The organism is Amycolatopsis sp. lyj-84 (assembly GCF_046549075.1).
Classification (GTDB): Bacteria; Actinomycetota; Actinomycetes; order Mycobacteriales; family Pseudonocardiaceae; genus Amycolatopsis.
The window spans coordinates 41,545-61,941 of record NZ_JAJPWO010000019.1 but is presented as its reverse complement, the minus strand read 5'-3'; the positions used below and the strand labels follow the sequence as shown (position 1 = coordinate 61,941).

The following is a 20,397-nucleotide window of genomic DNA, read 5'->3' as shown; positions in this document are numbered from 1 at the left end:
GTGTCGGTTTCAAGTTTCGGGAAGGCCCTCCTGGGGGATGGCTTCCTTGTGTGGCTTAAGACATGGTGAACTTAGGCTCACCTGTATTGCACATATGCGCATGTGACAATATATTCGGCCTGTCGACTTCACGAGAGGCGGAGCAATGGGTCACGGGCACGGGCATGGGACGGCATCGCCGTCGAGCGCGTCAGGCCGCTACCTCAAGAGCCTGACGATCGCCCTGGTCATCGGCGCCGGCTTCATGGTCATGGAGTTCATCGTCGGGTTCGCCACGGGCTCGCTCGCGCTGATCTCCGACGCCGCGCACATGTTCACCGACGTCCTCGGGGTCGGCATGGCGCTGGCGGCGATCATGCTCGCCCGGCGCAGTGGCCCGACGCTCACCCGCACGTTCGGTTTCTACCGGGCCGAAGTGCTCGCGGCGCTGGGCAACGCCATCCTGTTGTTCGGCGTCGCGGGCTACGTCCTGGTCGAGGCCTTCGGCCGGATCAGCGACCCGCCCGTCGTCCCCGGCCTGCCGGTGCTGCTGGCCGCGGCCGCGGGCCTGGTCGCGAACATCGTCTCGTTCTTGATCCTGCGCAAGGGCGCAGAGGAGAGCATCAACGTCCGGGGCGCGTACCTCGAAGTCCTCGCCGACCTCATCGGCTCCGTCGGGGTGCTGCTGAGCGGCGCGATCACGCTGCTGACCGGCTGGCGCTACGCCGACCCGATCATCGGTGTCGCGATCGGCCTGTTCGTCCTGCCCCGCACCTACGCCCTCGCCCGCCGCGCGCTGCGGATCCTGTTCCAGCACGCGCCGAAGGGGGTCGACGTCGCCGGGATCCAGGCCGAACTCGGTGGGCTGAAGGGCGTCGAGGACGTCCACGACCTGCACGTCTGGACGCTGACTTCGGGGATGGAGGTCGCTTCGGCGCACCTCACCATCGCGCCGACCGTCGAGCAGGCCGCGGTCCTGACCGAGGCCCAGAACCTCCTGGCCGACCGCTACTCGATCGAGCACGCGACGCTGCAGATAGAAGTGCCCCAGTGCGCGCAACGGTGCCGGGAACTCTCCTGGTAGCCCCCATGTTTAGTCCTCTAGTTGCGGTAGTTCGTGAAGCCAACTACCGCAACTAGAGGACCAAACGCGTAAGCCAAAGGTCGCGCAGCAGGGTCGACGGGCGGGAGCAGGGTCGCGAGGATGACCTGACGCTCCCTCGACTGTCCTTAAGGGACAGGTTCCAAGATATCGATGTCTGGTTTAGGCGCTTTGCGTGGTTCGGGGTGGGGGTCGTGAGTGGCAAAGAGGGTTCTAACCCTCTTTGCCACTCACGACCCCCTCGAAAACCGCACATATAATCATCAATCGGACACTCAGTCGCCAGGAAGTGTCCCTTGTGGACATTCGGGAGCGACTGGCGCCCGCAGGCCGGTCCAGAACCACGCCACGAAAGCCACCTCTTAACCTTGAAGCCAGCGAAGGAGTCCTTCGCCGCAGAGGCTCGGTCATGCCACATTTGACTTACCCCTCAATAACCGTCCTTACCACTCACGAGCTAGTCGGCGTCGTCGGCGCGTGGCTCCCCGGGTTCCGCCACGACAGCGGCCTCGGCCGCAGAGGCGGCGGGCGCCGGGGCGAGCGCGGCACTCCTGGTCTCCAGCGCCCGAAGCCGCCGCTTGATGTCGCGCAGCTCGGTGAGCAGCGAGTCGGGCTGGTTCACGCGGGTCATGACGGTCCTCCGCTGATCGGTGACACGGTGAGCTGCACTTTTTCCTCACCCGCGTCGTCGCCGGGTGTCACTTCGAGCGCGACGATCCGGACCCGGAACTGGGTTCCGAGCGGGAAGAAGTCGTCGCGCACCACGATGAGCGCCTGGTCGCCGACGGAGTACGAGCCGAGCACCGGATCCAGGTCGCCCCGGACGACCAGTTCGGGCAGCACCACCGGATCGACCGCGGCGGCCAGCGCCGAACGAGCCTGCGAACGAAGCAGCTCCGGGTCGCTCAGGTTCACGAGCGACACCTCGGTCTCCAGCAACAGCCGGGCGGGCGAGCCGTCCTGCGCGATGCCGACCTGCTGGCCTTCTTCGTTCTCGTCGCCGAGGGCGAACACCCGGGTCGCCATCGAAGACCCGTCGCGTGGCCACGCGTACTCGATGAGGTTGCCGCCGAACTCCCACACATGCGGCGTGCCCCGCTGGCCCAGTTCCGGTGTGCCGACCCGCAACCTGCGGACCGCGTGGCCGCCCTCGCCGTAGCCGACGTCGAATGCGAAATCCGGCCCGTTCTCCAAACTGGACAGTTCGCGCAGCGCGTCGCCGACGGATTTGAGCTCACGCCCCGGATAGCCGATCGTCCGCGGGATCCCGGACGTCACCGACGGATCGGACTGGACCCGGATGTCGCCGCGCGGATGTCCCTGCGCGGTCGCGACCAGGTTGCGGGCGATCTCGGTCTGGTCGACGTTCGTGTACGTGACCGCGATACTCGCGAGATTGCCGGTCGCCGGGTCGAAGTCCTTCGGCAGTACCCTGCGGTGGTCGAAGTAGGACAGGAATCCGGCCGCGCCGATCTCGATCGCGCGGCCCGCCGACGAGTACTTGCTCGTCCAGACGATCCCGCCCCACACGAGCACGCCGTCGCGTTCGACGTACAGCGCCGTGTGCGCGGGCCTCGTCAGGAACTCGGGCTCGCGTACGGCGATGCGCGGATCGCCGAGCACGAGCTGGCCCTGGAATTCGCCCGCGTCGTTGAGCACCGAGCTGAACGAGACGTCGCGCAGCGGCAGTTCCGCGTGCACCTGCCCGGTCCGCAGATCGGCCACGATGTACCGATAGCGGGCGGTGTTCTGGTTCGCCATCGTCCGGTCAGCCCAGCAGATAGGACGTGTTCAGCAGGATGGTCTCCTTGACGGGCACGGAGACGTCGCTGTCGGTCCACATGGCCAGTGCGCCGTTTCGCTGGATGCCGAGGTCGAGGAATTGATGCGAGCCGATGGCCTGGCCACCCCAAGTGTTCCCGGCCCAGTGGTGCCCGTACTGCGGCCAGTAGGCCTGTGGCATCGTCAGGATCACCGTGCCGTGGCCCGCCGGGATGTTCTGGCGGGTGACCGCGCCCCGCACGTAGACCATGGGGCCGATCCTGCGGATGTGCACCACCGTGGCTTCCTCGTCGTCATTCGGTCTTCCCGCCGTCCAGTTGGCGGCCACGGGCACGGCCTGCCAGCCCGTGTCGTCGTCCACCACCAGCGACTTCCACCCGCCGCCGCTGCCGCTCCAGAACTCGAGCCTGCCGGTGTCGGCACGATGCACGTACAGGCCGGGGTAGGCGTCGACAGGACGCTCGCTCGCGTTGCGCACAGGCAGGATCCCGCCCACCGCGCAGGTGTACGGGCGCAGGTCGGTGATGTCGCCCCCGGTCACGGCCGAAGTGGCGGCGCGCACCGTGATCCGGGCGAGCCTGAGTACGTCGCCGGTCACCACCGGGTCGGCGGGCTGCGACGCGGGGGTGCCGGGGACGACCTCGACGGTGAACTTCGAAGTCGAGTCGCCGTACTGCGCGTCGGTCTGCCGGGCGACGACGAGATCGTGCCTGCTGTACGAGCCGTGCGCGGGCACCTTCAGCACATCGAGCGTCTTCTGCTCGTCCAAGGTCGCCAGGTAGGCGCCCGCGGCGGCGTGCCGTGTGCCCTGGATGACGGCCTGGAACGGTTGCACGGTCACGTTTCCCGACGGCGTGGCGGTCGCGCGGATCAAACCGGGGTCACCGGGTGCGGGCCGCAGGCCGGTGCGGGACTGGGCCGGGGTCTTGCCGGGCGCGGCGAGGGCCGCGGTGGCTAGCCGGGCGTCCTCGGCGTCGACGACGGCGCCACCGACCCAGCCGGAGTCGCGTTCTGGCATGGTTTCGTCTCCTAGCTAGGGATCGCGAGAACGTTGATGGAGTCGTAGGGGTGGCCCCACCCGACATTGGCCACCCCGTCGCCGTCGAACCGCTGGATGCCCAGCTCGACGGTGACCACCGTGTCGGCGGGCTGATTGGCGATCGCGGTCACCGAACCCGTGGCCATCCCGGAGCCGATCTGGGTGCTGACCACGGTCAGGCCGACCGTGGTGCCGTTGGCCTGAAGGGTGATGTCGTACCGGTCGGCCGCCCCGGACGTGTCGTAGAAGGCGATCGCGGTGATCAACAGCCTGCGGGTGAAGTACACGGCGGGCACGGTCAGCCGGTTGAACACCCGGCGTTCGCCGCCGACGGTGACCCCGCCCAGTGGCCAGCCCGGGTCGTTGGGCCCGTAGATGGCCATCGAGTTGGTCACCGCGGGCTTCCACACCGTGCCTTCATAGGCCTCGAGCACCCGGATGTCCTGGCGGTACACCAGCTGACCGGCGTACGGCACGGCCGGCCGGTGCACTTCGCCGTTGACCGGCACGACACCGCCGACGGCACTGGTGAACACACGCCTGTCCTGGAGCTGCGTCAAGCCGATCGTGGTCGCGTTGGCGGGCACCGTGATCCGGGCCAGCACGATGACGTCACCGGCGACCACGGGCTCCACCGGCGTTTGCGCGGGTGTCCCCGCGACCAGGCTCACCGTCATCGCCGACGCGGTGTCGCCGTACTGGACGTCGGTCTGGCGCACCACGATCAGGTCGTAGCGGGCGTAGGTCGCGTGGGCGGGCACGGCGCCGAGCACGTCGATGGTCTTGGCCTGGTCGAGGGTCACCAGGTACGAGCCCGCGCTGGGCGAACGGGTGCCCTGGATGACCGCCTGGAACGGGTTGACCTGAACCTTGCCGGACGGCGGGCTGGTCGGGGCGACCCGGCCCGCGTTCGCCGCAGGCCGCAGCCCGGTCCGGCTCTGCGCCGGGGAATTCCCGGCGGCCACAAGGGAACCGGTGGCGAGCCGGGCGTCCTCGGCGTCGACGACGCCACCGGACAACCAGGCGGAATCGCGCTCGGGCATCAGCGGGCTCCTAGTCTCGAAATGGTCAGCTCCATGCGTCACGCCATTCCGCGGTCAGCCGCGTGGCCGGGTTGTAGGCGGCGGCCCGGAACGCGACGTCGATCCCGCCGCGGACGAGCGGGAACCAGCGTGAATGGGGCAGCATCACCGAGCGCCGCGACGCGAGGCCTTGCAGCAGCACGGTTCGCGCGTCGGTGTCCACGACGAGCACTTCACCCGCGGCCAGCTGGATCTGGAAGGCCAGCTCCTCGCCGGTCTGGGTGTTGACGATCACCGGGTCGGCGCACGGGCCGCTGATCTTCCACGTCGGCCAGGCCGCCACCGTGCCGTTGTTCTCCAGCGACAGCCTGCCGCCGGTGGCGCCGGTCCCGAAGTCCAGCGGGAAGGTCAGCGGGAACGTCAACCCGCCCGCGGAACTGGGCAGCGGACAGGTCGCGACACGCAGCTCGGCGGAGTAGCGCAGCGGGTCCGGCGCGGTGACCTGCACCGAGAACTCGAACACGCCCGCCTTCTTGTCCAGGATCTTCGACTCGCTGGACAGCCGCACCATCGCCCGGCGCACCGCGTGCGGCTCGGTCACCACGAGCGGGGACAGCCGTGAGCCGTCGTTGAGCACGGCGGCCAACCGGTCTTTCGCGCGCTCCTTGCTGATCCGGTCCGGCGCGACCGCGGTGCCCTCCAACGTGATCACCCGGGGCGAGCGGTAGGACGGCGCGTCGAACGCGCCGTCCCGCTCCGGCCGGTCGGTCAACGTGAGCCGGACGGCGGGGGAGGAGGCCCAGCCTTCCTCCTTGGTCACCCACCACTCCACGCCCTCGGCGTCGACGGTGTTGCCCGCCCAGCCGTCGACCGAGAAAACCGGTTGCTGCAGAACGGATCCCGGAGCCCCCATCGCGGTCATCTCTTCCCCGCCCAGGCCAGCTCGCGCGCGGCGATCCGGCCGATCTCGTACTCGGACTGCCGTGCCCTCGGATGGATGTTCACCGTGACCGGCTTCTCGTCGCGGCGTTTGTTCGTCAGGTCGAGCAGTTGCGGCAGCTTCGACAGCGGGATGATCGCCTCGGCGTGCCCCGCCTCGGCGACATTCACCAGCCGCCCGCCCGGCACCGGCGTGGCGATACCGCCCGCGGCCAGCTGCGGGATCTGCGGAAGGTTGAGACCGAACGTCTTCCCTCCGACGAACGGCACCCAGTCCGGGATGGTGACGCTGATGCTGTTGAGGCCGCGGATCGCCATGTTGACCAGGCCGATGATCGCGTTGATCGGGGCCTTGACCGCGCCGAGCACCGCTTCGAACGCGGCGCGCGCGAAGCCCGCGAGCCCGTCCCACGCCGCGCGCAACGCGCCGGTCACCCGGTTCCACACGGCCGGGATGGCCTCGCCGATCCAGGTGATGACCGGCATGATCACGTTCTTGATGCCGTTCCAGGCACCGGAAACGACCGTGCTGATCACGTTCATGGCCGTGCGGAAGATCGTGGAGATCACGTTCCACACGGTGGAGATGACCGTCTGGATGACGTTCATGACGGTCCGGATCACCGTCATGACGATGGTGATGTACGTCCGGACATAGGTCTCGATCCACGGCCAGACCGCGCTGATGATCTTGCGGACGAAGTCCATCACCGCGCCGACGACCTGCCCGATGATCCGGAAGGCCGCGGACACGACTTGTCGCACGCGTTGCGACTGCATGGCCATGTCGACGATCTTGGAGATCAGCGGCAGCAACAGACTGAGCAGGAAGCCGAGGACGTTGGCCTTCATCGCCGTGTTGAGTCCTCTTTGGGCGGTGGTCGCGGTGCGCAGCCCCTGGCTGAACCGGGAGAAGAACCCGCCGCCGGACGCCGCCTGCCGCCCGGCCTGCTGCACGGACCTGGCCGCCTGATCGGCCGCGGTCTTGAGCTGGCGGACCTGGGTGGTGCTTTGACTCGTGGCCGTCCGGAACTGGCCGCCCGACCCACTGGCCTGCGCCAGCGCCGCGCGGAACCGGCCGACCGCGCCCGTGGCCTGTACCAAGGCATTTCTCATGCTGGCTGGCTTCCTTCGTCTGCGTGGTGATGGTCAGCGGGTGGTGAAGATCAGCGGAGCGACTGCGTGACTTGTTTGCTCTCCGCCGCGAACTTCCTCATGGGCGCGCTCGTGCCGCGGACGGCGGACTCGAGGGCACTCGCGGCCTTGCGGGTTCGGTCGGCCTCTTCGCGCAGCTTCTTCGTGTCGACGCCCGCTGGACCCTTGCCCTGGCCGCTCTTCTGGTTTTCCAGCTTGGTGATGCGCCGGATGAGCTGGTTCTGATCAGAGCCGACTCGCCGGACTCCTCGCAGAGCCGCCGTCACGTCCTGCCCGAGGGCCGCCGTGCGCCGTCCGAGCTGGGCGACCTGGCCCCGCAACGTCGAGATGCTCTGTGAGATCGGATTGAGCCGCGCGGCGATGCCCTGCTGTACTCCGGCGTCGACCTGGTTGGCCCTTCGTAGGGCGTTCCCGGCGCTCTGATCGGCACTACGGGCGAGCCTGGTCGCGGCGGCGGTGTCCCGGGTGACGGTCCCCACGCGCTGGTCGAGCGGTCTGACCTGATTGATGACGACTCGCTGAAGTGCGGAATCGATCTGGTTGGCTCTGCGGAGGGAGTTCTGGGCGAGCTGATGGGCGTCATCGGCTTTCTTCTGAGCGGCAGCGGCCTCTGCCTTGATCTGGTCGGGCCGCTCGCCTTTCTTGCTCGCGACGTATTCCTGGAGATCGAAGAGTGGCTTGGTCTCCAATCTCACCAGGTCGGACTGGGCACTGACGATGTTGAACTCGCCCTTGATGCCGTTGACCGCGAGGTTGAGAGCGTTGACCTCGTTCTTGATGGCCGTGATCTCGCCCTTGTGGAGCACGGCAGGGTCGGGGAACGCGACCTTGAACGCCGCGACGGCCTGCTTGACCAGCGCCTCGCTCTGCTCAGGCGTCATCGGGCCAGGGCCGGGGCCGGTCGGGTGGTAGCCCCCGATGGGCGGCATGGTCACGTCCGTCTCCTAACCAGTGCTGCGAAAGAAAGCGAGGATCTCGCTCGCGTCCGTGTTTTCGGGTTCCGCCTTCGGTGCTTCCTCGTCGGCCGCATCGGGGCCCGGACGTGGAATGGCTTGCGGGTAAGGGATTTCCTCGGCGTCCTCGTCCCGGTTGACCGTGGCGAACATCCAGTTCGACACCGCCAGGTGATCCACCACCGCGGCCAGCAGGTGGTCGCTCAGGTGCCACTCCGCTTCCTCGCCGTGCAACGATTTCGCGAACGACGAATCCCGCGGCAGGTGCTCGATGAGCACCTTCAACCGCCGGGACGACAGTTTCTCCCGGTACCAGTCGAGCAAATCCACGTGGTAGTACCGCAGCAGGTCGGCCTCGAGGGCCTCGGCATGCTCTTCGACGAGCGTGCCGAGGCTCAGCCTTCCCCCAGCGGCAGACCCGTCTCCTTGCCGTAGGCCTCCAGCAGCGCGGCGACGTCCTGCACGGTCACCGTGTGCGTGTTGAAGCGTTGGTACTGCTCCTCACCGAGCAGCACTTCGAGCAGGCCGTCGATGTCGTTGTCGTCGATCTGGCTCAGCTGCTTGGCCATGGCCCGCGGGAACTCGCGGGGCAGCCGGAAGACCTCGTCGTCCAGTTCGAACTCCCAGTCCGCGCCGTCCGCTTCGAGGCGCTGGGCTCGGGCGGCGTTGATGCTGAAACGGGTCATGGCGGTGTCCTTTCGGTACAGGGCGGGGGCGCGGCCGGGCGGGTCCGCGCCCCCGATGGGGTCGTCAGACGGCGGCGTACGCCGGGTCCTTCATCAGGAAGGTGACCAGCGGGGCCTTCTCGTCGACGGCCAGCGCCGTGTACGTGACGCCGAGCTTCAGCGGAGCGGTGCGCACCAGCGCCATCTCTTCGGTCTCGGTGACCTGTCCACGCGCGACGACGAGGCGGTACTTCACGTCGCCGCCGTCGGTGAACTCCACGCCGAGCATGCGCTCGTCGAACTTCGGCTCGGCGGCCATTTCGTACTTGTAGACACCGGAAGTCCCGACCTGCGCGACCGCGCCGCCGCCGAAGAAGAACGGCATCGTGTCCTCGTTGAGCTGCAGCATCTGGAACTTGAAGGTGAGGTCGCGGTCGGAGTAGACGAACCGGGCCGGGCTGACGCTCTGCCACGTGTCGATCGGGTCGATCTTGTCCTTCTTGGCCACCTTGACACCGTCGGTCGTGGTGTAACCGAGGTCCTTCCAGTCGGCGCCCCACGCCGCGGCGGTGTCCGCGGGTGCCGCGGTACCCAGCGGGGCGACGAGGATGCGGCCGCTGCCGGCGACCCGGATTTCCTTGGCGTTGGAACCAGCCATCTGCGCTACTCCTTGGTTTGGGAATCGGGAAAGGTCATGCCGGCCGGACGAGCAGCCGCATCGTGGCCAGGTAGCGGCTGGCCGCCGCGTGGTGGTAATCGGGCAGCCAGCGCGGCCCGTCCATCTCGGCGACGTCGACCACCCGCGCGCCGCCGTAGCCGATTTCGCGCAACGTGAGGACAGCTGCCCTCGCGAGCAGCGACACCCCGTGCGCGGCCGTCTTGTCGGGGCCGTAGCACTCCAGGTCGATCAACGGCTGGTCGAGATACTGGTCGTCGATCCACGCGCCACCGGCGCGCGAGACCAGCACGACCTTCTGGGTGCCGTTGAATCCGGGCGGTGGCTTGTTGTCCACGACGATCCCGGCGAGTTCCGTGCGGTTCTTGATCGAGTCGACGACCAGCCGCTCGACGTCGGGGAAGACGATCGGTCCGGTCACGCCTTGCTCTTCTCAGGACGCTCGGCCGCGGGTTCGCCGTCGGTTTCCTCGGCGTGCACCGCGATCCGGCCGACCAGCGTGACCGCGACCTGATCGTCGACGTCGACCACGTCGCCGGGAGCGTGGCCGTTCCACCAATAGGTAAGGCGAATTCTGGGCATGGCTCTCCTAGAAAAGCGCTGACGGGCAGCGAAAAGCGAGCTGAATAGAATTCCGCGCGTGCCTTTGGCGGGCACGATGAACTCATGCGGAGAGGTGCGGCCGAAGCGGCGCCCTACGTCCACAATGGATCGATCGCCGACGCGTCAAGCGTCGAGCGGGTACACGTATTCCCCCCGGAATGTTGTGGTACTCCCCAAAAACCCCATGGCGCCGCAGGCTGCCCCCGTTGTGGCTCTACCGGCGCTTGAGGCCGAGTATACGCAGATCGGCGTCCGACTCAACCGAATCGTCCGAGAGCGCGCGACGAGTTCCCCCAATGGGGCGCACACAAGATCGCTTTAGTCCGGAGTGGCCTTACGAATTCATTCGGCGGTGCCGAATCGCCGGCTCTCCGTCGGGAGAAAGCCGCCCGGGGTTCGGCGGTATCCGCAGATTCGGACCGGCTTCCCGGAGGTCGGCGCGGGCGCCGTCCCGCTCGCGCGGGAGTCGGGAGTCGGGAGTCGGCGTACTCGTTCGACTCGCGTCGAAGTGAACATGAACGACCCGGCGAGCCCGACCGTCAAAGGACGTGGCGTGGACGCGGTGATCTACGAAGAGGCCCCCGGCGGAGCCGATCGCTGCCGGGGGCTCGTTCGTGTCCTGCTGTATTTCTGCTGTACAGCCACCCCGGGGTGTATCCGGAGGGAAGGGACTACTGCAGGCCGAAGACCTGGGGGTGGGCCCGGAGAGACTCGAACTCTCACTGGCACGGACCTAAACCGTGTGCCTCTGCCAATTGGGCTACGGGCCCCAGTACCGCCCTGAAATCGTAGCGTGCGACACGTTCGGCGTTTCTCGGCGTGGCCGATGCCACCTCGGAGGGCGGCGTCCTCTAACGTGGGCTTCCAGCAAGTACGTCGCGGCGAGGAGGACACGTGGCTCGCGATCCCGAGACCATCGAGCGTGAGATCGAGCAGGCCAGGAACGCGCTGGTCGCCACGCTCGACCAGCTGGGCACGAAGGCGAACCCCGCGAAGCTCGTGGATTCCGCGAAGACCGGTCTGCGCGCGAAGCTGGACGAGCCCAAGGTGAAGTACCCGCTCATCGGCGGGGCGGTGCTGATCGGCGTCCTGCTGATCCGCAAGCTCCTGAAGTAGCTCTCAGGAGGTCTGGGCCGCCTTGGCGGGTGTCTTGGCGGGCTCGGGCTTCTCCGCGGGTTTCGCCTCGTCGACGACCTTCGGGAGTTCCTTGCCCTGGGGCACCGGGGGCTTGGCCTCGATCTTCTCCTTGGCCTTGCCGTTCGCCGGGGGAGGAACCTCGAGCGGTTCGATCTCCGGGAGCGTCAGCCTCGCCGTCATGTAGGCGGCGGTGAAGTCGAGCGCACTGCCGTTGAGCAGGTGCACCACCGTCGACCGCTCCGGCGGGGACAGTTTCTCGACCAGCTGGTCCGCCCGGTCCCGCGCCGCGATGATGCCCGGTGCGCGACCGGTCAGTTCCTTGCCGGAGCCGCTGACCGTGACCTTCCAGTCGTCGTCCTCTTGGACGTACGACGCGGTGATCGGTTCGGTCATCCGCCTCACCCCTCTCCTCGCGAGCATGCGTCACTCTGTGGACCTCGCCACGTCACCGTCATGACGCCACTTTCGGGTGGTGGCGCCCCCTCCTGACGGAGGTCGCGAAGGTCCATCAGAGTTTCTACAGTGTCATCGATACAGTAGGACAACTCTGTGTCACAAGACACTGGCGGCAATGTGCTCTGAGTGACGACCGAATGGCCTAATGCACGCGCATCTTCACGGTCGCTTCAGCGGGCCCTCGCGGACAGGCCCGACCAGAGCACGTCCATCGCGTATCCGGTGGCCATTTCGGGGCTGACGTCCTCGTGTCGCTCGCACCAGATCGCGAGCCGTTCGCACGCGCCGACGACGAACTCCGCGGACGCCTCGGCGCGCAGGTCGTCACCCGAGTCGAAGTAGCCGCTCATCAGCGCGGCGATCAGGTCGGTCTGCTGGCGCCGGGTCTGCTCGATTTCGTCGGCGGCGCCGGTGCCGATCAGCGCCATCTCGTGGCGGAGCAGTGACCAGGCCTGCCGTCGTTCCCGGATGAAGACGAAGAAGGCGAGCAGTCCGCGCCTCAGCGCGTCCTCGGCGGATGTCGCGCCGGCGATCGACCGTTCGGTGACCTCGCGCAGCGCCGCCCGCGACTGCTGGATGCAGGCCAGCAGCAGTCCCTCTTTCGAGTTGAAGTACTCGTAGAGCATCGGCTTGGAGACCCCGACGCGCTCCGCGATGTCGTCCATCGACGCCGCGCTGTAGCCGCGTTCGGCGAAGACTTGCTCGGCGATCTCGATCATCTGCCGTTCGCGCTCTGCTCGTGGCATGCGTTTGCGCTTCGCCGTCGTCACCACAACACTCTACCGAAGGTAACCTACTTCAAGTAAGGTGAACTCCCGGTAACAGGTAATGTGAGCGAGAGGTCGGGTCATGGGCAACCGCACCGAGACCGGTGTCGTCATCGTCGGGACCGGCTTCTCCGGTCTCGGCATGGCCATCCAGCTGCGGAAAGAGGGCCGCGAGGACTTCGTCATCCTGGAGAAGGCCGACGACGTGGGCGGCACGTGGCGGGACAACACCTACCCCGGCTGCGCCTGCGACATCCCTTCGCACATGTACTCGTTCTCGTTCGAGCAGAACCCCGGCTGGTCCCGGGCGTACTCGCCGCAGCCGGAGATCTGGCGCTACATGCGCGACGTCGCCGCGAAGTACGACCTCCACCGCTTCATCCGCTTCGGCCAGGAGATGACCGGCGCCCGCTGGGACGCCGACGAGAACCGCTGGCACGTCGCGTCGAAGTCCGGCGAAGAGTTCGTCGCGCCCGCGCTGGTCGCCGGGGTCGGCGCGCTGCACCTGCCACAGATCCCGGAGCTGCCCGGCATCGAGCGTTTCAAGGGCCGCGCGTTCCACTCCGCGCAGTGGGAACACGACTACGACCTCGAGGGCAAGCGGGTCGCCGTCGTCGGCACCGGCGCGAGCGCGATCCAGTTCGTGCCGCGGATCGCGGAGGACGTCGCCGAACTGACGCTCTTCCAGCGCACCCCGCCGTGGATCATGCCGAAGCCCGACCGTGAAATGCCGGAAGCGCTGCAGAAGGCGTTCGCCTCGGTGCCGTTGCTGCAGCGGGCCTTCCGCAACGTCCTCTACTGGGGCCTCGAAGCCCGTGCGATCGGCTTCAACGGGCAGCCGTGGGTGATGAAGATCGGCCAGCGCATCGCGAAGCGCAACATCTTCAAGGGCGTCAAGGATCCGGAACTGCGCCGGAAGCTGACGCCGGACTACACCATGGGCTGCAAGCGGGTCCTGGTCTCCAACGACTACTACCCGGCGCTCGCGCGGGAGAACGTCGACGTCGTCACCGAAGGCGTGAAGGAGGTCCGCGAGCACAGCGTCGTCGACGGCGCCGGCGTCGAGCACGAGGTCGACGCGATCATCTACGGCACCGGATTCCACGTCACGGACGCCTTCGACGATCTGGAGATCATCGGCCGCGACGGGCGCAATCTCGGCAAGGAGTGGTCGGCCGAGGGGATGCGGACGTACCAGGGCATCACCGTGTCCGGCTTCCCGAACCTGTTCTTCCTGCTCGGCCCGAACACCGGGCTGGGGCACAACTCCGTGGTGTTCATGATCGAAGCGCAGATCTCCTACGTCGCGCAGGCGCTGCGGCTCGGGCGGGGCAAGGCGCTCGACCCGCGGCCGGAGGCGCAGGAGCGGTTCAACGGAGAGATCCAGCGCAAACTCGCCAAGGGGATCTGGACGCAGGGCGGCTGCAAGAGCTGGTACCTGGACGCGAAGGGTGTCAACCGGACGATCTGGCCCGGCTTCACCTGGCGGTACTGGCTGGACACCCGCAAGGTGCGCCGCGAGGACTACGACCTCCACGGCTGAGGAGGGAAAGAGGGAGGGTCCGTGAAAGCCCAGATGGGGGGCAAGGCCTTCACGGACCGGGGAACGCCGCGCTCATGAGGGGTTGAGCCGGCGAAGCCTTCCGATGAGATCGACGGTGGGGATACGGCAGAGTTCGGCCATCCGTTCCAGCGCCGCGAAGTCGAGATGGACTTCGGCGGATCCGCTGTCGGCCGACCGCTTGAGCCGATCGTCCGCCCACCGTCGCAGGGGGAGCAGTTCTTCCTGGTCGTCCTTGATCACCAGGCGCAGATCGATCCGGACCCGGCCCGGTTCGTCCACGAACACCCGGCGATGCACCTTGGCCAGCAGATCCTGTGGCAGCTCGTCCATCGCGACGCACAGTTCGACCAGCCGCACCACGGAACAATGCCGGGTGCCCAGCTCGTAGGTGGCCAGCGTCTGGAGCGAGATCTCGCTCTGCAGATGCTGGTTCAGTTCCTTGCGTGTCCAGCCACGTTTACGGCGGAGCTTGCGGAGCTCGTCTCCGAGTATCCGCTGATAGCTCTCAGCGTCGATCAGCACTCCCCGACCCCTGCCTTGCCAACCCTGCTCCCATCGCTCACCCCATGTGACAAAACCCGGGACGAGCGCACTCACGTGAATGAAAGTCGGCAGGTGGTCCGCTCTTACGCGGTTTCGAGGGTGCTTTTCATGCCAATTTTGGCCTGCTGGGCCGAATGGGTGAATAATGCCCGCGCGGCGAGGGCGTCAGTTGACGCAGGGCACGCCTTCGGCGGTGATCGGCTTCTCGTCGGACTGCTCGGGCGGCGGGGCCGCGGCCGACGAACCGGCGGCGTTCTGCGAGGAACCGGAGCCCTGTGCGCCGCTCGCCTGCTTGAAGTCCGAGCCGAGGAAGACCATCACGTGCCCGGCCTCGACGCTCTTGTCCTCTTGGACGGTCGGGTCGCCCCCGAGTTCGGCGGCGACGGCCTGGCCCGCCGCCTTCTCGCCCTTGGCGACCCAGATCACCGTCTTCTTGCGCGCGCTGGCGGTGGCCGTGTCGCCCGCGGTGAAGCCCTTGTCGACGAGCTGCTTCAGCACCGTCGAGGCGAGGCCGTCCCGGTTCGTGGAGTTGCGGACGTCGACCGTGGTCGCCTTGTTGGCCGACTCGGTGGGCGCCGGTGCCTGCTCGCCGGGCTGCGGGCCCGCGAGCCCCTGGACGAAGTCCTTCACCTGTTTCGGGTCGACCTGGATGGCGACGCCGTCGTTCGGGGTCTTGTACTCGATGTTGACGATCGGGATCGTCCGGAACTCGAGCTGGCCGCCGGTGAGGCTCTTCATCTGCTGGGCGAAGCCGAAGACGTCCCAGTTCTGGTTGAGCACGACGGACTTCTTGATGGCCGTGATCAGGTCGTTCAGTTTGCCGGGGTTCGCGAGCGTGCCCGCCGAGAGCACCTTGCGCGCCATCCCGGCCATGAACACCTGCTGCCGGACGACCCGGTCGAGGTCGCCGCGCGGCAGCCCGTGGCGCTGCCGGACGAAACCGAGCGCCTCGACACCGGAGATGGTGTGCGGGCCCTTGGTGAACTTCGCGCCGGAGAACTGGTCGTTGACGTCGTCGTTGAGGCAGACGTCCACCCCGCCGATGGCCTGGGTGATCTCGCTGAAGCCCAGCAGGTTGATGGCGGCGTAGTTGTCGATGGTCGAGCCGGTCAGCTGCTCGACCGTCTTGATCAGGGTCTTCGCCCCGGCCTCGTTGGCCTTCTGGTCGAGTTCCTTCGGGTCGGAGACGCCGTTCTCCTGCTGCTTCTTGCGCTCGTCGAGCATCGCGCGGGCATACGCCGAGTTGATCTTGTGCTTGCCGAAACCGCCGGGAATGTCGACGTAGGAGTCGCGCGGCAGCGAGATCGCGACGGCCTTCGAGCCGTCGTTCGGGATGTGCACGAAGATCAGCGAGTCGGTGTTCAGCTCGCCGTCGGCCTGCCCGGCGCGCAGCTGGGCGAGGACCTCCTTGGACAGCGGGTTGCCCTGCGCGTCCGTGCGGCTGTCGAGGCCGACGAGCAGGATGTCGCGGGCGCCGTCGGCGGGCTTGTCGCCCTTGTCGGCGCCGATGCCGACGTTCGCGAAGGTCAGGCCGTCCATCGCGGCCCACGCGTAGCCGGTCAGGCCCATCACCAGGAGGGACACGAGGCCCAGTGCGATCTTGGGCCCGCGGAACGGCCGCCGCGGGGCGCGACGCGGTTCCGGGCGCCGGGGCGGCGGCGCCGCGGCCTGGCGGGCGGGTGCCGGGCGGGCTCCACGGGGCGGGGCCGGGCGGGAAGGAACGCGTCCGGGCGCGTCCTGCCTAGGCCGGGCGGGACGTCGATCCCCATGCCCATTCCGAGGCGGGTACTCCACGCGGTCTGCTCCTTCTCTCCGGTACCGGTTCTACGGTCTTCTCAAGGGACGCATGGTGCCTGTTGCGGGTTGTCGCAGGATTACACATCCCCCCGAAGATGTGGCACGCACCACCGGTTTGCCCTCAATGGTACGGAGAAGGCCAGGTCAGCGCTGTGCGGCTCTCGTCGGGACCAGCGTGGCTGCCGCAGCGAACATCGCGACGACGATCGTCGCGACCGGCAGCGCGACGGACGCGGCGCTCACCTGTTTGCCGTCGAGGGCCCCCATCAGCGGCGGAGCGCACGCGACCGCACAGACCAGCCAGGTCCCGGTCATCCGGCTGGTGCCGTTCCGGACGGTGTGCAGCAGGTACACCCCGAGTAACAGGTTGACCAGGCTCTGGACCGGCCCGAGCCGCAACCCGAGGAGGTCGGCGTCGGCCGACGCGCCGCCGAAGCGGGTCAGCGCGAAACCGAACACGCCGAGCATCGCGTACGCCATCCCGACCGTCGCCGCGGCGCGGCAGAACACCGCGGCGCGCAGGCCCGGTTCGTCGACGGCCCGCTGCTGCGGGCCCGAATGACGTTCGAACCACCAGAAGACGAGCGCGGCGGGGACGGCCAGCAGGGCGAGCGCGAGCAGGACCCTCGGCCTGGCGAGCCAGCTGAGGCCGTCCACGACCGGGCCTGGCAGGTAAACGACCGCCACGAGCAGCAGCATCGCGGACAGGAAGCCGAGGTAGAGGCTCATCGGGGCGCGGAGGACGAGGCGGGCGGTGGCGGCGACCACGGGACTCTGGCCGAGCCGGGCCAGCGGTCGCGCGAGCAGTCCGAGGAGCCCGAGCTGGACCAGCCCGAGCAGGAGGACACCCCACGGCGGGCCCGACAACGCGGCCGGGGCGCCGGGGCCGCCGAGCAGCATCGGCCCTTCGCCGAGGACGGTGACCGCGAGCCCCAGCCCGGCGGCGCCGGTGACCGCCGTCGCCAGGAGCGCGGCACGCGGCGGGCGGACTCCGTCGGCGTGGGCGAACGCCAGCTGCTGGACGAACAGGGCGAGGAACAACGTCTCCGCGTAGCGCGGGATCGCCGAGCCGGACCACTGCGCCGCGGCCTCGCTCGCCAAGGTCAAGGCCAGCAGGCCGGCGACGGAGACGGTGCGCGTCCGGCGATACAGCGCCAGCAGCGCCGGCGCGAGGACGACGGTCAGCAGGAAGACGCCGAGCAGCCACAGCGGGTGCAGCGCGATCCGCATGACGGTGGCGTTCGTGCCCGTCGGGATCCCCAGCACCTCCAGGGCGAGCGGCACGACCAGCGCGACGACGGCGAAGATCAGCGCGGGGCGCAGGAGCGGGCTGGCGCGATCGGCGAGGTACTGCGGATAGCGGCCGCCGGTCGCGCGGATCGATCTCCAGCCCGCCTCGTTGATCCGGCCCACCGCGAAGAAGATCAGCGGGCAGAGCTGCGCGAGCCAGGTGAACGGCCACAGCGACCGCTCCGGCGCGCCTGCCCAGTGCGCGAGCGCGACGGCGGATTCGCCGAGCAGCATCAGCACGACCCCGGCGACCCCGAGCAGGGCCCATCGGCCGACCGGGAGCACCGGACGCGGCTCGCGGGGCAGGGTGACGGCGGTCCGGCGGGTGCGGACCCAGCCGCGGAGGCGGAACACCAGCAGCGCGCCGACCACCAGCACCCCGACGATCATCGGGCCGAGCGGGTCACCGACCGGCGGCCCCCAGCGCTGGTGCCAGGAGTTGAGCACGAGACCGGCGGTGTAGAGGGAGGCGACGACCTCGCAGGTGCCGCGCGAGTCCATCGGGTTGAGGGCGCAGGCGTGGTGCATGTCGGCGGAGAGCCGGTCGTCGAGCGTGGATCTGGCGTCCTGGCCGAGCGGGTGCCCCTTGCGTTCGGCGTAGCGGAGGATGTCGTAGCCCAGGTCGTGGGCTTTGCAGGGGACGGCGTAATCCCACTTGGTGTTGTCGTCACCCCAGGGCGCGGAGCAGCCGCCGTCGGTGTGGACGGCGCGCACGGTGCCGTCGCGTGCCGTCATCACGCCGGGGGTGATCCCGCTGACCGCGGTGAAGTCCGCGGGCAGTTCGGCGATGACGTTCTCGACCCGGCCCGGCCGCACCAGCGCGTCGACCGCGTTCTGGGCGGCGAGGAGGTCACCCGTCGGTGGTCCCTGATCCGGCGGCGAGGCCGGCCGCGACGCGATCAGGCCGAACCCGAAGACCAGCACGGTGACCAGCAGCAGCCAACCCGAAGTCGACCACGGCCGCCGGATCCTGACGGGCTTCCGGTCGGCGTCGGCTGTCGCTGGCATGGCGTCAAGGGTGCCATCCGCCGATCGGGGCCGACATCCGGATAACCCCCGGGATCACCCACCGGGTGCCCTGATGGTGTGGCGCGTTTTGGCCGTGTCCTGGCCCTCTGGAGGCGCTTGCGTCAGGTCTCGGCGGTGGGCGACGGAGGAGCGGGCCGGTCCAGATCCTGGGCGAACCGCACCTGGTTCCGGCCGTTCTCCTTGGCCACGTAGACGGCGGCGTCGGCGGCGTGCAGGAGTTCCTCCAGCGAATCACCGTGACGAGGGAACAGTGCCGCCCCGATCGAGGTAGTACGGCCTGCGATGGTGACGCGGCTGCCCCGTTTGTCGGTGGTCACTATATGCAGTTCGGCGATAGCGCTGCGCACTCGCTCGGCGGCGAGTTTCGCGGCCGTTTCGTCGATATCCGGAAGAAGCACGAGGAATTCCTCGCCGCCGAACCGGCCGATGACGTCGGCGGGCCGGGTGACCTCGTCCAATTTCTGCGCCACATCGCGGAGGACGTCGTCGCCCGCGGGATGTCCATATGTGTCGTTAATCCACTTGAAGTGGTCGAGATCAATCATCAGAAGCGCAAGGTTGTCGTCCGATCGGGCGGTCCTTGCGAGCGCCCGATCGGCCGACTCCGACCATCCGCGCATGTTGAGAACACCGGTTTTCGGGTCCGTCCGCGCGTCGTTTTGCAGTTGGTCGATCTCGGCGAGGCGATTGAACACCACCGTCACCACGGCCATCACGATCACCATCGGTGGCATGATCAACAGCAGCACCGCGGTGACCGCGCCGAGGCCGATCGTGATGGCCTCCAGCAGGTTGTCCGCCGCGTTGCCGAGCACGGTCGAGAGCGACGGCCGCTTCGACGAGCCGATCGCGAGGATGCCGCCGATGTAGGCGATCTGCACCGCCTCGAAGACCATCCCGGTGACGATCAGGACGCCGAATTCGCCCAGGGTGTCCCAGCCGGAAATCCGTCCCCATTCATGCGGGCCGAACGCGGCGAAGGTGAGTGACGCCAGGGTCACCGAAACGCCGTGGGTGACCGACGAGAACACGAAGTTGTGCGCGGGCCGCCGGGCGATGAACCAATGCTGGATCCGGACGAGCGCGATGATGGAAAGGGTCAGCGAAAGCGGCAGGATGACCGCGGCCGGAAATGTCCATACGGCGGTGAGATCGATGAGAACGGTGCGGCTTCGATCACGACGCCTTTCTTCCTGTCGCTGGGTGAGCTGAATATGCGCCGTGGCGCCGATGGCAAGAATTGCGAAACGAACCCAGTCCGTTCTTCCCGGATTCGTGGAATTCATCGTGGCGACGACCATGATCGCCATTCCGATCGCCTCCATGGCGAAAAGGAACGCGATGAACCGCTTCGGCCGCTGCCACAGCGCCCACGCCCTGGGATCATAGGGATGGCGCGGCGGCGGTTCGGCCTGGTCACCTTCCGGGCTTGCCTGCCCGCGTTCGGTCACCGGTGCACCGCTCGCCGTGGCGGCCGTCCCCGCCTGATCGTCAAGGTCGCCGGTGCCGTCGCCGTGCTGGCGGCGGTCGCCGGTCTCGGCTGGCAATTGCTACCTCTTTTCCGCGCGGATGGCACGGCTGAGTAATCTCACCGGTACCGACTGATACACCGTTCGTATTCCACGGCCGGTATCATCCCATCGCATCAGTTGTTCGACACCGGCGAGGGTGCCCGCGAACACCGACCGGAGGTGGCAATCGTGTCCCGTGATTTCTGATCTTGACAGCTGAATGTTTTTCGAGACGCGTCGTGGAAGGGGTGACCGATAGTGTCCAGTCGTGACTTCTGAGCCCGGACAGAGTATTAGTTCGCAGCAACGAGGTGGCCGGGAGGTGTGTGACCGTGTCGAGCCGTGACTTCTGATCGAGAGCCGTTTCTTTTCGCCCGTCTGTCGAAGG

21 protein-coding genes and 1 tRNA gene are annotated in these 20,397 nt (G+C 68.0%); 3 read left to right on the top strand and 19 right to left on the bottom strand.

All coding sequences use genetic code 11. The features are described from left to right. The first annotated feature begins 145 nt into the window (after window positions 1–145). Window positions 146–1,063 (top strand): cation diffusion facilitator family transporter, encoded by a 918-nt coding sequence (locus ACLJRM_RS39230; protein ID WP_101610274.1) that lies wholly within the window; start codon window positions 146–148, stop codon window positions 1,061–1,063. Between the two features lie 475 nt (window positions 1,064–1,538). On the opposite strand, the gene ACLJRM_RS39225 is transcribed toward ACLJRM_RS39230, so the two are convergent. From ACLJRM_RS39225 to ACLJRM_RS39165, 13 genes are all read right to left on the bottom strand, one after another. Continuing rightward, window positions 1,539–1,712, bottom strand: coding sequence for a hypothetical protein (locus tag ACLJRM_RS39225; RefSeq protein ID WP_168214391.1), 174 nt, complete (start codon window positions 1,710–1,712; stop codon window positions 1,539–1,541). Beyond that, window positions 1,709–2,842, bottom strand: a complete 1,134-nt coding sequence (locus ACLJRM_RS39220; protein ID WP_101610165.1) for a hypothetical protein — start codon at window positions 2,840–2,842, stop codon at window positions 1,709–1,711. Before ACLJRM_RS39220 ends, ACLJRM_RS39225 begins: the two co-directional genes overlap by 4 nt. 7 nt (window positions 2,843–2,849) lie before the next feature. Continuing rightward, window positions 2,850–3,881, bottom strand: a complete 1,032-nt coding sequence (locus tag ACLJRM_RS39215; RefSeq protein WP_101610164.1) for a hypothetical protein — start codon at window positions 3,879–3,881, stop codon at window positions 2,850–2,852. Between the two features lie 11 nt (window positions 3,882–3,892). Then, window positions 3,893–4,945 carry a hypothetical protein gene (locus tag ACLJRM_RS39210; RefSeq protein ID WP_410665927.1) on the bottom strand — a complete coding sequence of 351 codons (1,053 nt, stop codon included), beginning with the start codon at window positions 4,943–4,945 and terminating at the stop codon, window positions 3,893–3,895. Between the two features lie 25 nt (window positions 4,946–4,970). Further along, window positions 4,971–5,837 carry a phage distal tail protein gene (locus ACLJRM_RS39205; protein ID WP_410665926.1) on the bottom strand — a complete coding sequence of 289 codons (867 nt, stop codon included), beginning with the start codon at window positions 5,835–5,837 and terminating at the stop codon, window positions 4,971–4,973. Between the two features lie 5 nt (window positions 5,838–5,842). Then, window positions 5,843–6,979: a hypothetical protein gene (locus ACLJRM_RS39200; protein WP_410665925.1), complete on the bottom strand. Its 1,137-nt coding sequence runs from the start codon at window positions 6,977–6,979 to the stop codon at window positions 5,843–5,845. Between the two features lie 50 nt (window positions 6,980–7,029). Then, complete coding sequence (locus tag ACLJRM_RS39195; protein ID WP_410665924.1) at window positions 7,030–7,953, bottom strand: hypothetical protein; 924 nt, start codon at window positions 7,951–7,953, stop codon at window positions 7,030–7,032. Window positions 7,954–7,962: 9 nt separating this feature from the next. Next, entirely contained in the window at window positions 7,963–8,250 is a 288-nt protein-coding gene (locus ACLJRM_RS39190; RefSeq protein WP_233223031.1) for a DUF5361 domain-containing protein, read from the bottom strand. Window positions 8,251–8,366: 116 nt separating this feature from the next. Next, a complete protein-coding gene (locus ACLJRM_RS39185; protein WP_410665923.1) occupies window positions 8,367–8,657 on the bottom strand; it encodes a hypothetical protein in 291 nt (96 codons plus the stop codon). Between the two features lie 64 nt (window positions 8,658–8,721). Further along, complete coding sequence (locus ACLJRM_RS39180) at window positions 8,722–9,294, bottom strand: phage tail protein (RefSeq protein WP_101610157.1); 573 nt, start codon at window positions 9,292–9,294, stop codon at window positions 8,722–8,724. 34 nt (window positions 9,295–9,328) lie between these two features. After that, window positions 9,329–9,733 carry a hypothetical protein gene (locus tag ACLJRM_RS39175; RefSeq protein WP_101610156.1) on the bottom strand — a complete coding sequence of 135 codons (405 nt, stop codon included), beginning with the start codon at window positions 9,731–9,733 and terminating at the stop codon, window positions 9,329–9,331. After that, the gene (locus tag ACLJRM_RS39170; RefSeq protein WP_410665922.1) at window positions 9,730–9,894 is read right to left on the bottom strand and encodes a hypothetical protein; all 165 of its coding nucleotides are present in this window, start codon (window positions 9,892–9,894) and stop codon (window positions 9,730–9,732) included. The genes ACLJRM_RS39175 and ACLJRM_RS39170 overlap by 4 nt, the downstream gene beginning before the upstream one ends. A gap of 717 nt (window positions 9,895–10,611) precedes the next feature. Further along, window positions 10,612–10,685 (bottom strand) — tRNA-Leu (locus ACLJRM_RS39165). A 124-nt stretch (window positions 10,686–10,809) separates the two neighbouring features. Here ACLJRM_RS39165 and ACLJRM_RS39160 point away from each other — a divergent pair. Further along, window positions 10,810–11,031, top strand: coding sequence for a DUF3618 domain-containing protein (locus tag ACLJRM_RS39160; RefSeq protein ID WP_005165704.1), 222 nt, complete (start codon window positions 10,810–10,812; stop codon window positions 11,029–11,031). A gap of 3 nt (window positions 11,032–11,034) precedes the next feature. On the opposite strand, the gene ACLJRM_RS39155 is transcribed toward ACLJRM_RS39160, so the two are convergent. Continuing rightward, window positions 11,035–11,445, bottom strand: coding sequence for a hypothetical protein (locus tag ACLJRM_RS39155; protein WP_174720456.1), 411 nt, complete (start codon window positions 11,443–11,445; stop codon window positions 11,035–11,037). A gap of 233 nt (window positions 11,446–11,678) precedes the next feature. After that, window positions 11,679–12,254, bottom strand: a complete 576-nt coding sequence (locus ACLJRM_RS39150; protein WP_168214596.1) for a TetR/AcrR family transcriptional regulator — start codon at window positions 12,252–12,254, stop codon at window positions 11,679–11,681. 103 nt (window positions 12,255–12,357) lie between these two features. On the opposite strand from ACLJRM_RS39150, the gene ACLJRM_RS39145 reads away from it, so the two are divergent. Further along, complete coding sequence (locus tag ACLJRM_RS39145; protein WP_410665921.1) at window positions 12,358–13,818, top strand: flavin-containing monooxygenase; 1,461 nt, start codon at window positions 12,358–12,360, stop codon at window positions 13,816–13,818. A gap of 72 nt (window positions 13,819–13,890) precedes the next feature. Here ACLJRM_RS39145 and ACLJRM_RS39140 read toward each other — a convergent pair whose 3' ends face one another. The 4 genes from ACLJRM_RS39140 to ACLJRM_RS39125 all read right to left on the bottom strand — a co-directional run bounded on the left by ACLJRM_RS39140 (window position 13,891) and on the right by ACLJRM_RS39125 (window position 20,045). Beyond that, window positions 13,891–14,361: a helix-turn-helix domain-containing protein gene (locus tag ACLJRM_RS39140; protein ID WP_101610153.1), complete on the bottom strand. Its 471-nt coding sequence runs from the start codon at window positions 14,359–14,361 to the stop codon at window positions 13,891–13,893. 186 nt (window positions 14,362–14,547) lie between these two features. Further along, window positions 14,548–15,951: an LCP family protein gene (locus tag ACLJRM_RS39135; protein ID WP_168214595.1), complete on the bottom strand. Its 1,404-nt coding sequence runs from the start codon at window positions 15,949–15,951 to the stop codon at window positions 14,548–14,550. Between the two features lie 372 nt (window positions 15,952–16,323). Further along, complete coding sequence (locus tag ACLJRM_RS39130) at window positions 16,324–18,477, bottom strand: phospholipase A2 (RefSeq protein ID WP_101610151.1); 2,154 nt, start codon at window positions 18,475–18,477, stop codon at window positions 16,324–16,326. A 122-nt stretch (window positions 18,478–18,599) separates the two neighbouring features. After that, on the bottom strand, window positions 18,600–20,045 hold the full coding sequence (locus ACLJRM_RS39125; RefSeq protein ID WP_101610150.1) for a GGDEF domain-containing protein: 1,446 nt from the start codon (window positions 20,043–20,045) through the stop codon (window positions 18,600–18,602). Window positions 20,046–20,397 lie beyond the last annotated feature (352 nt).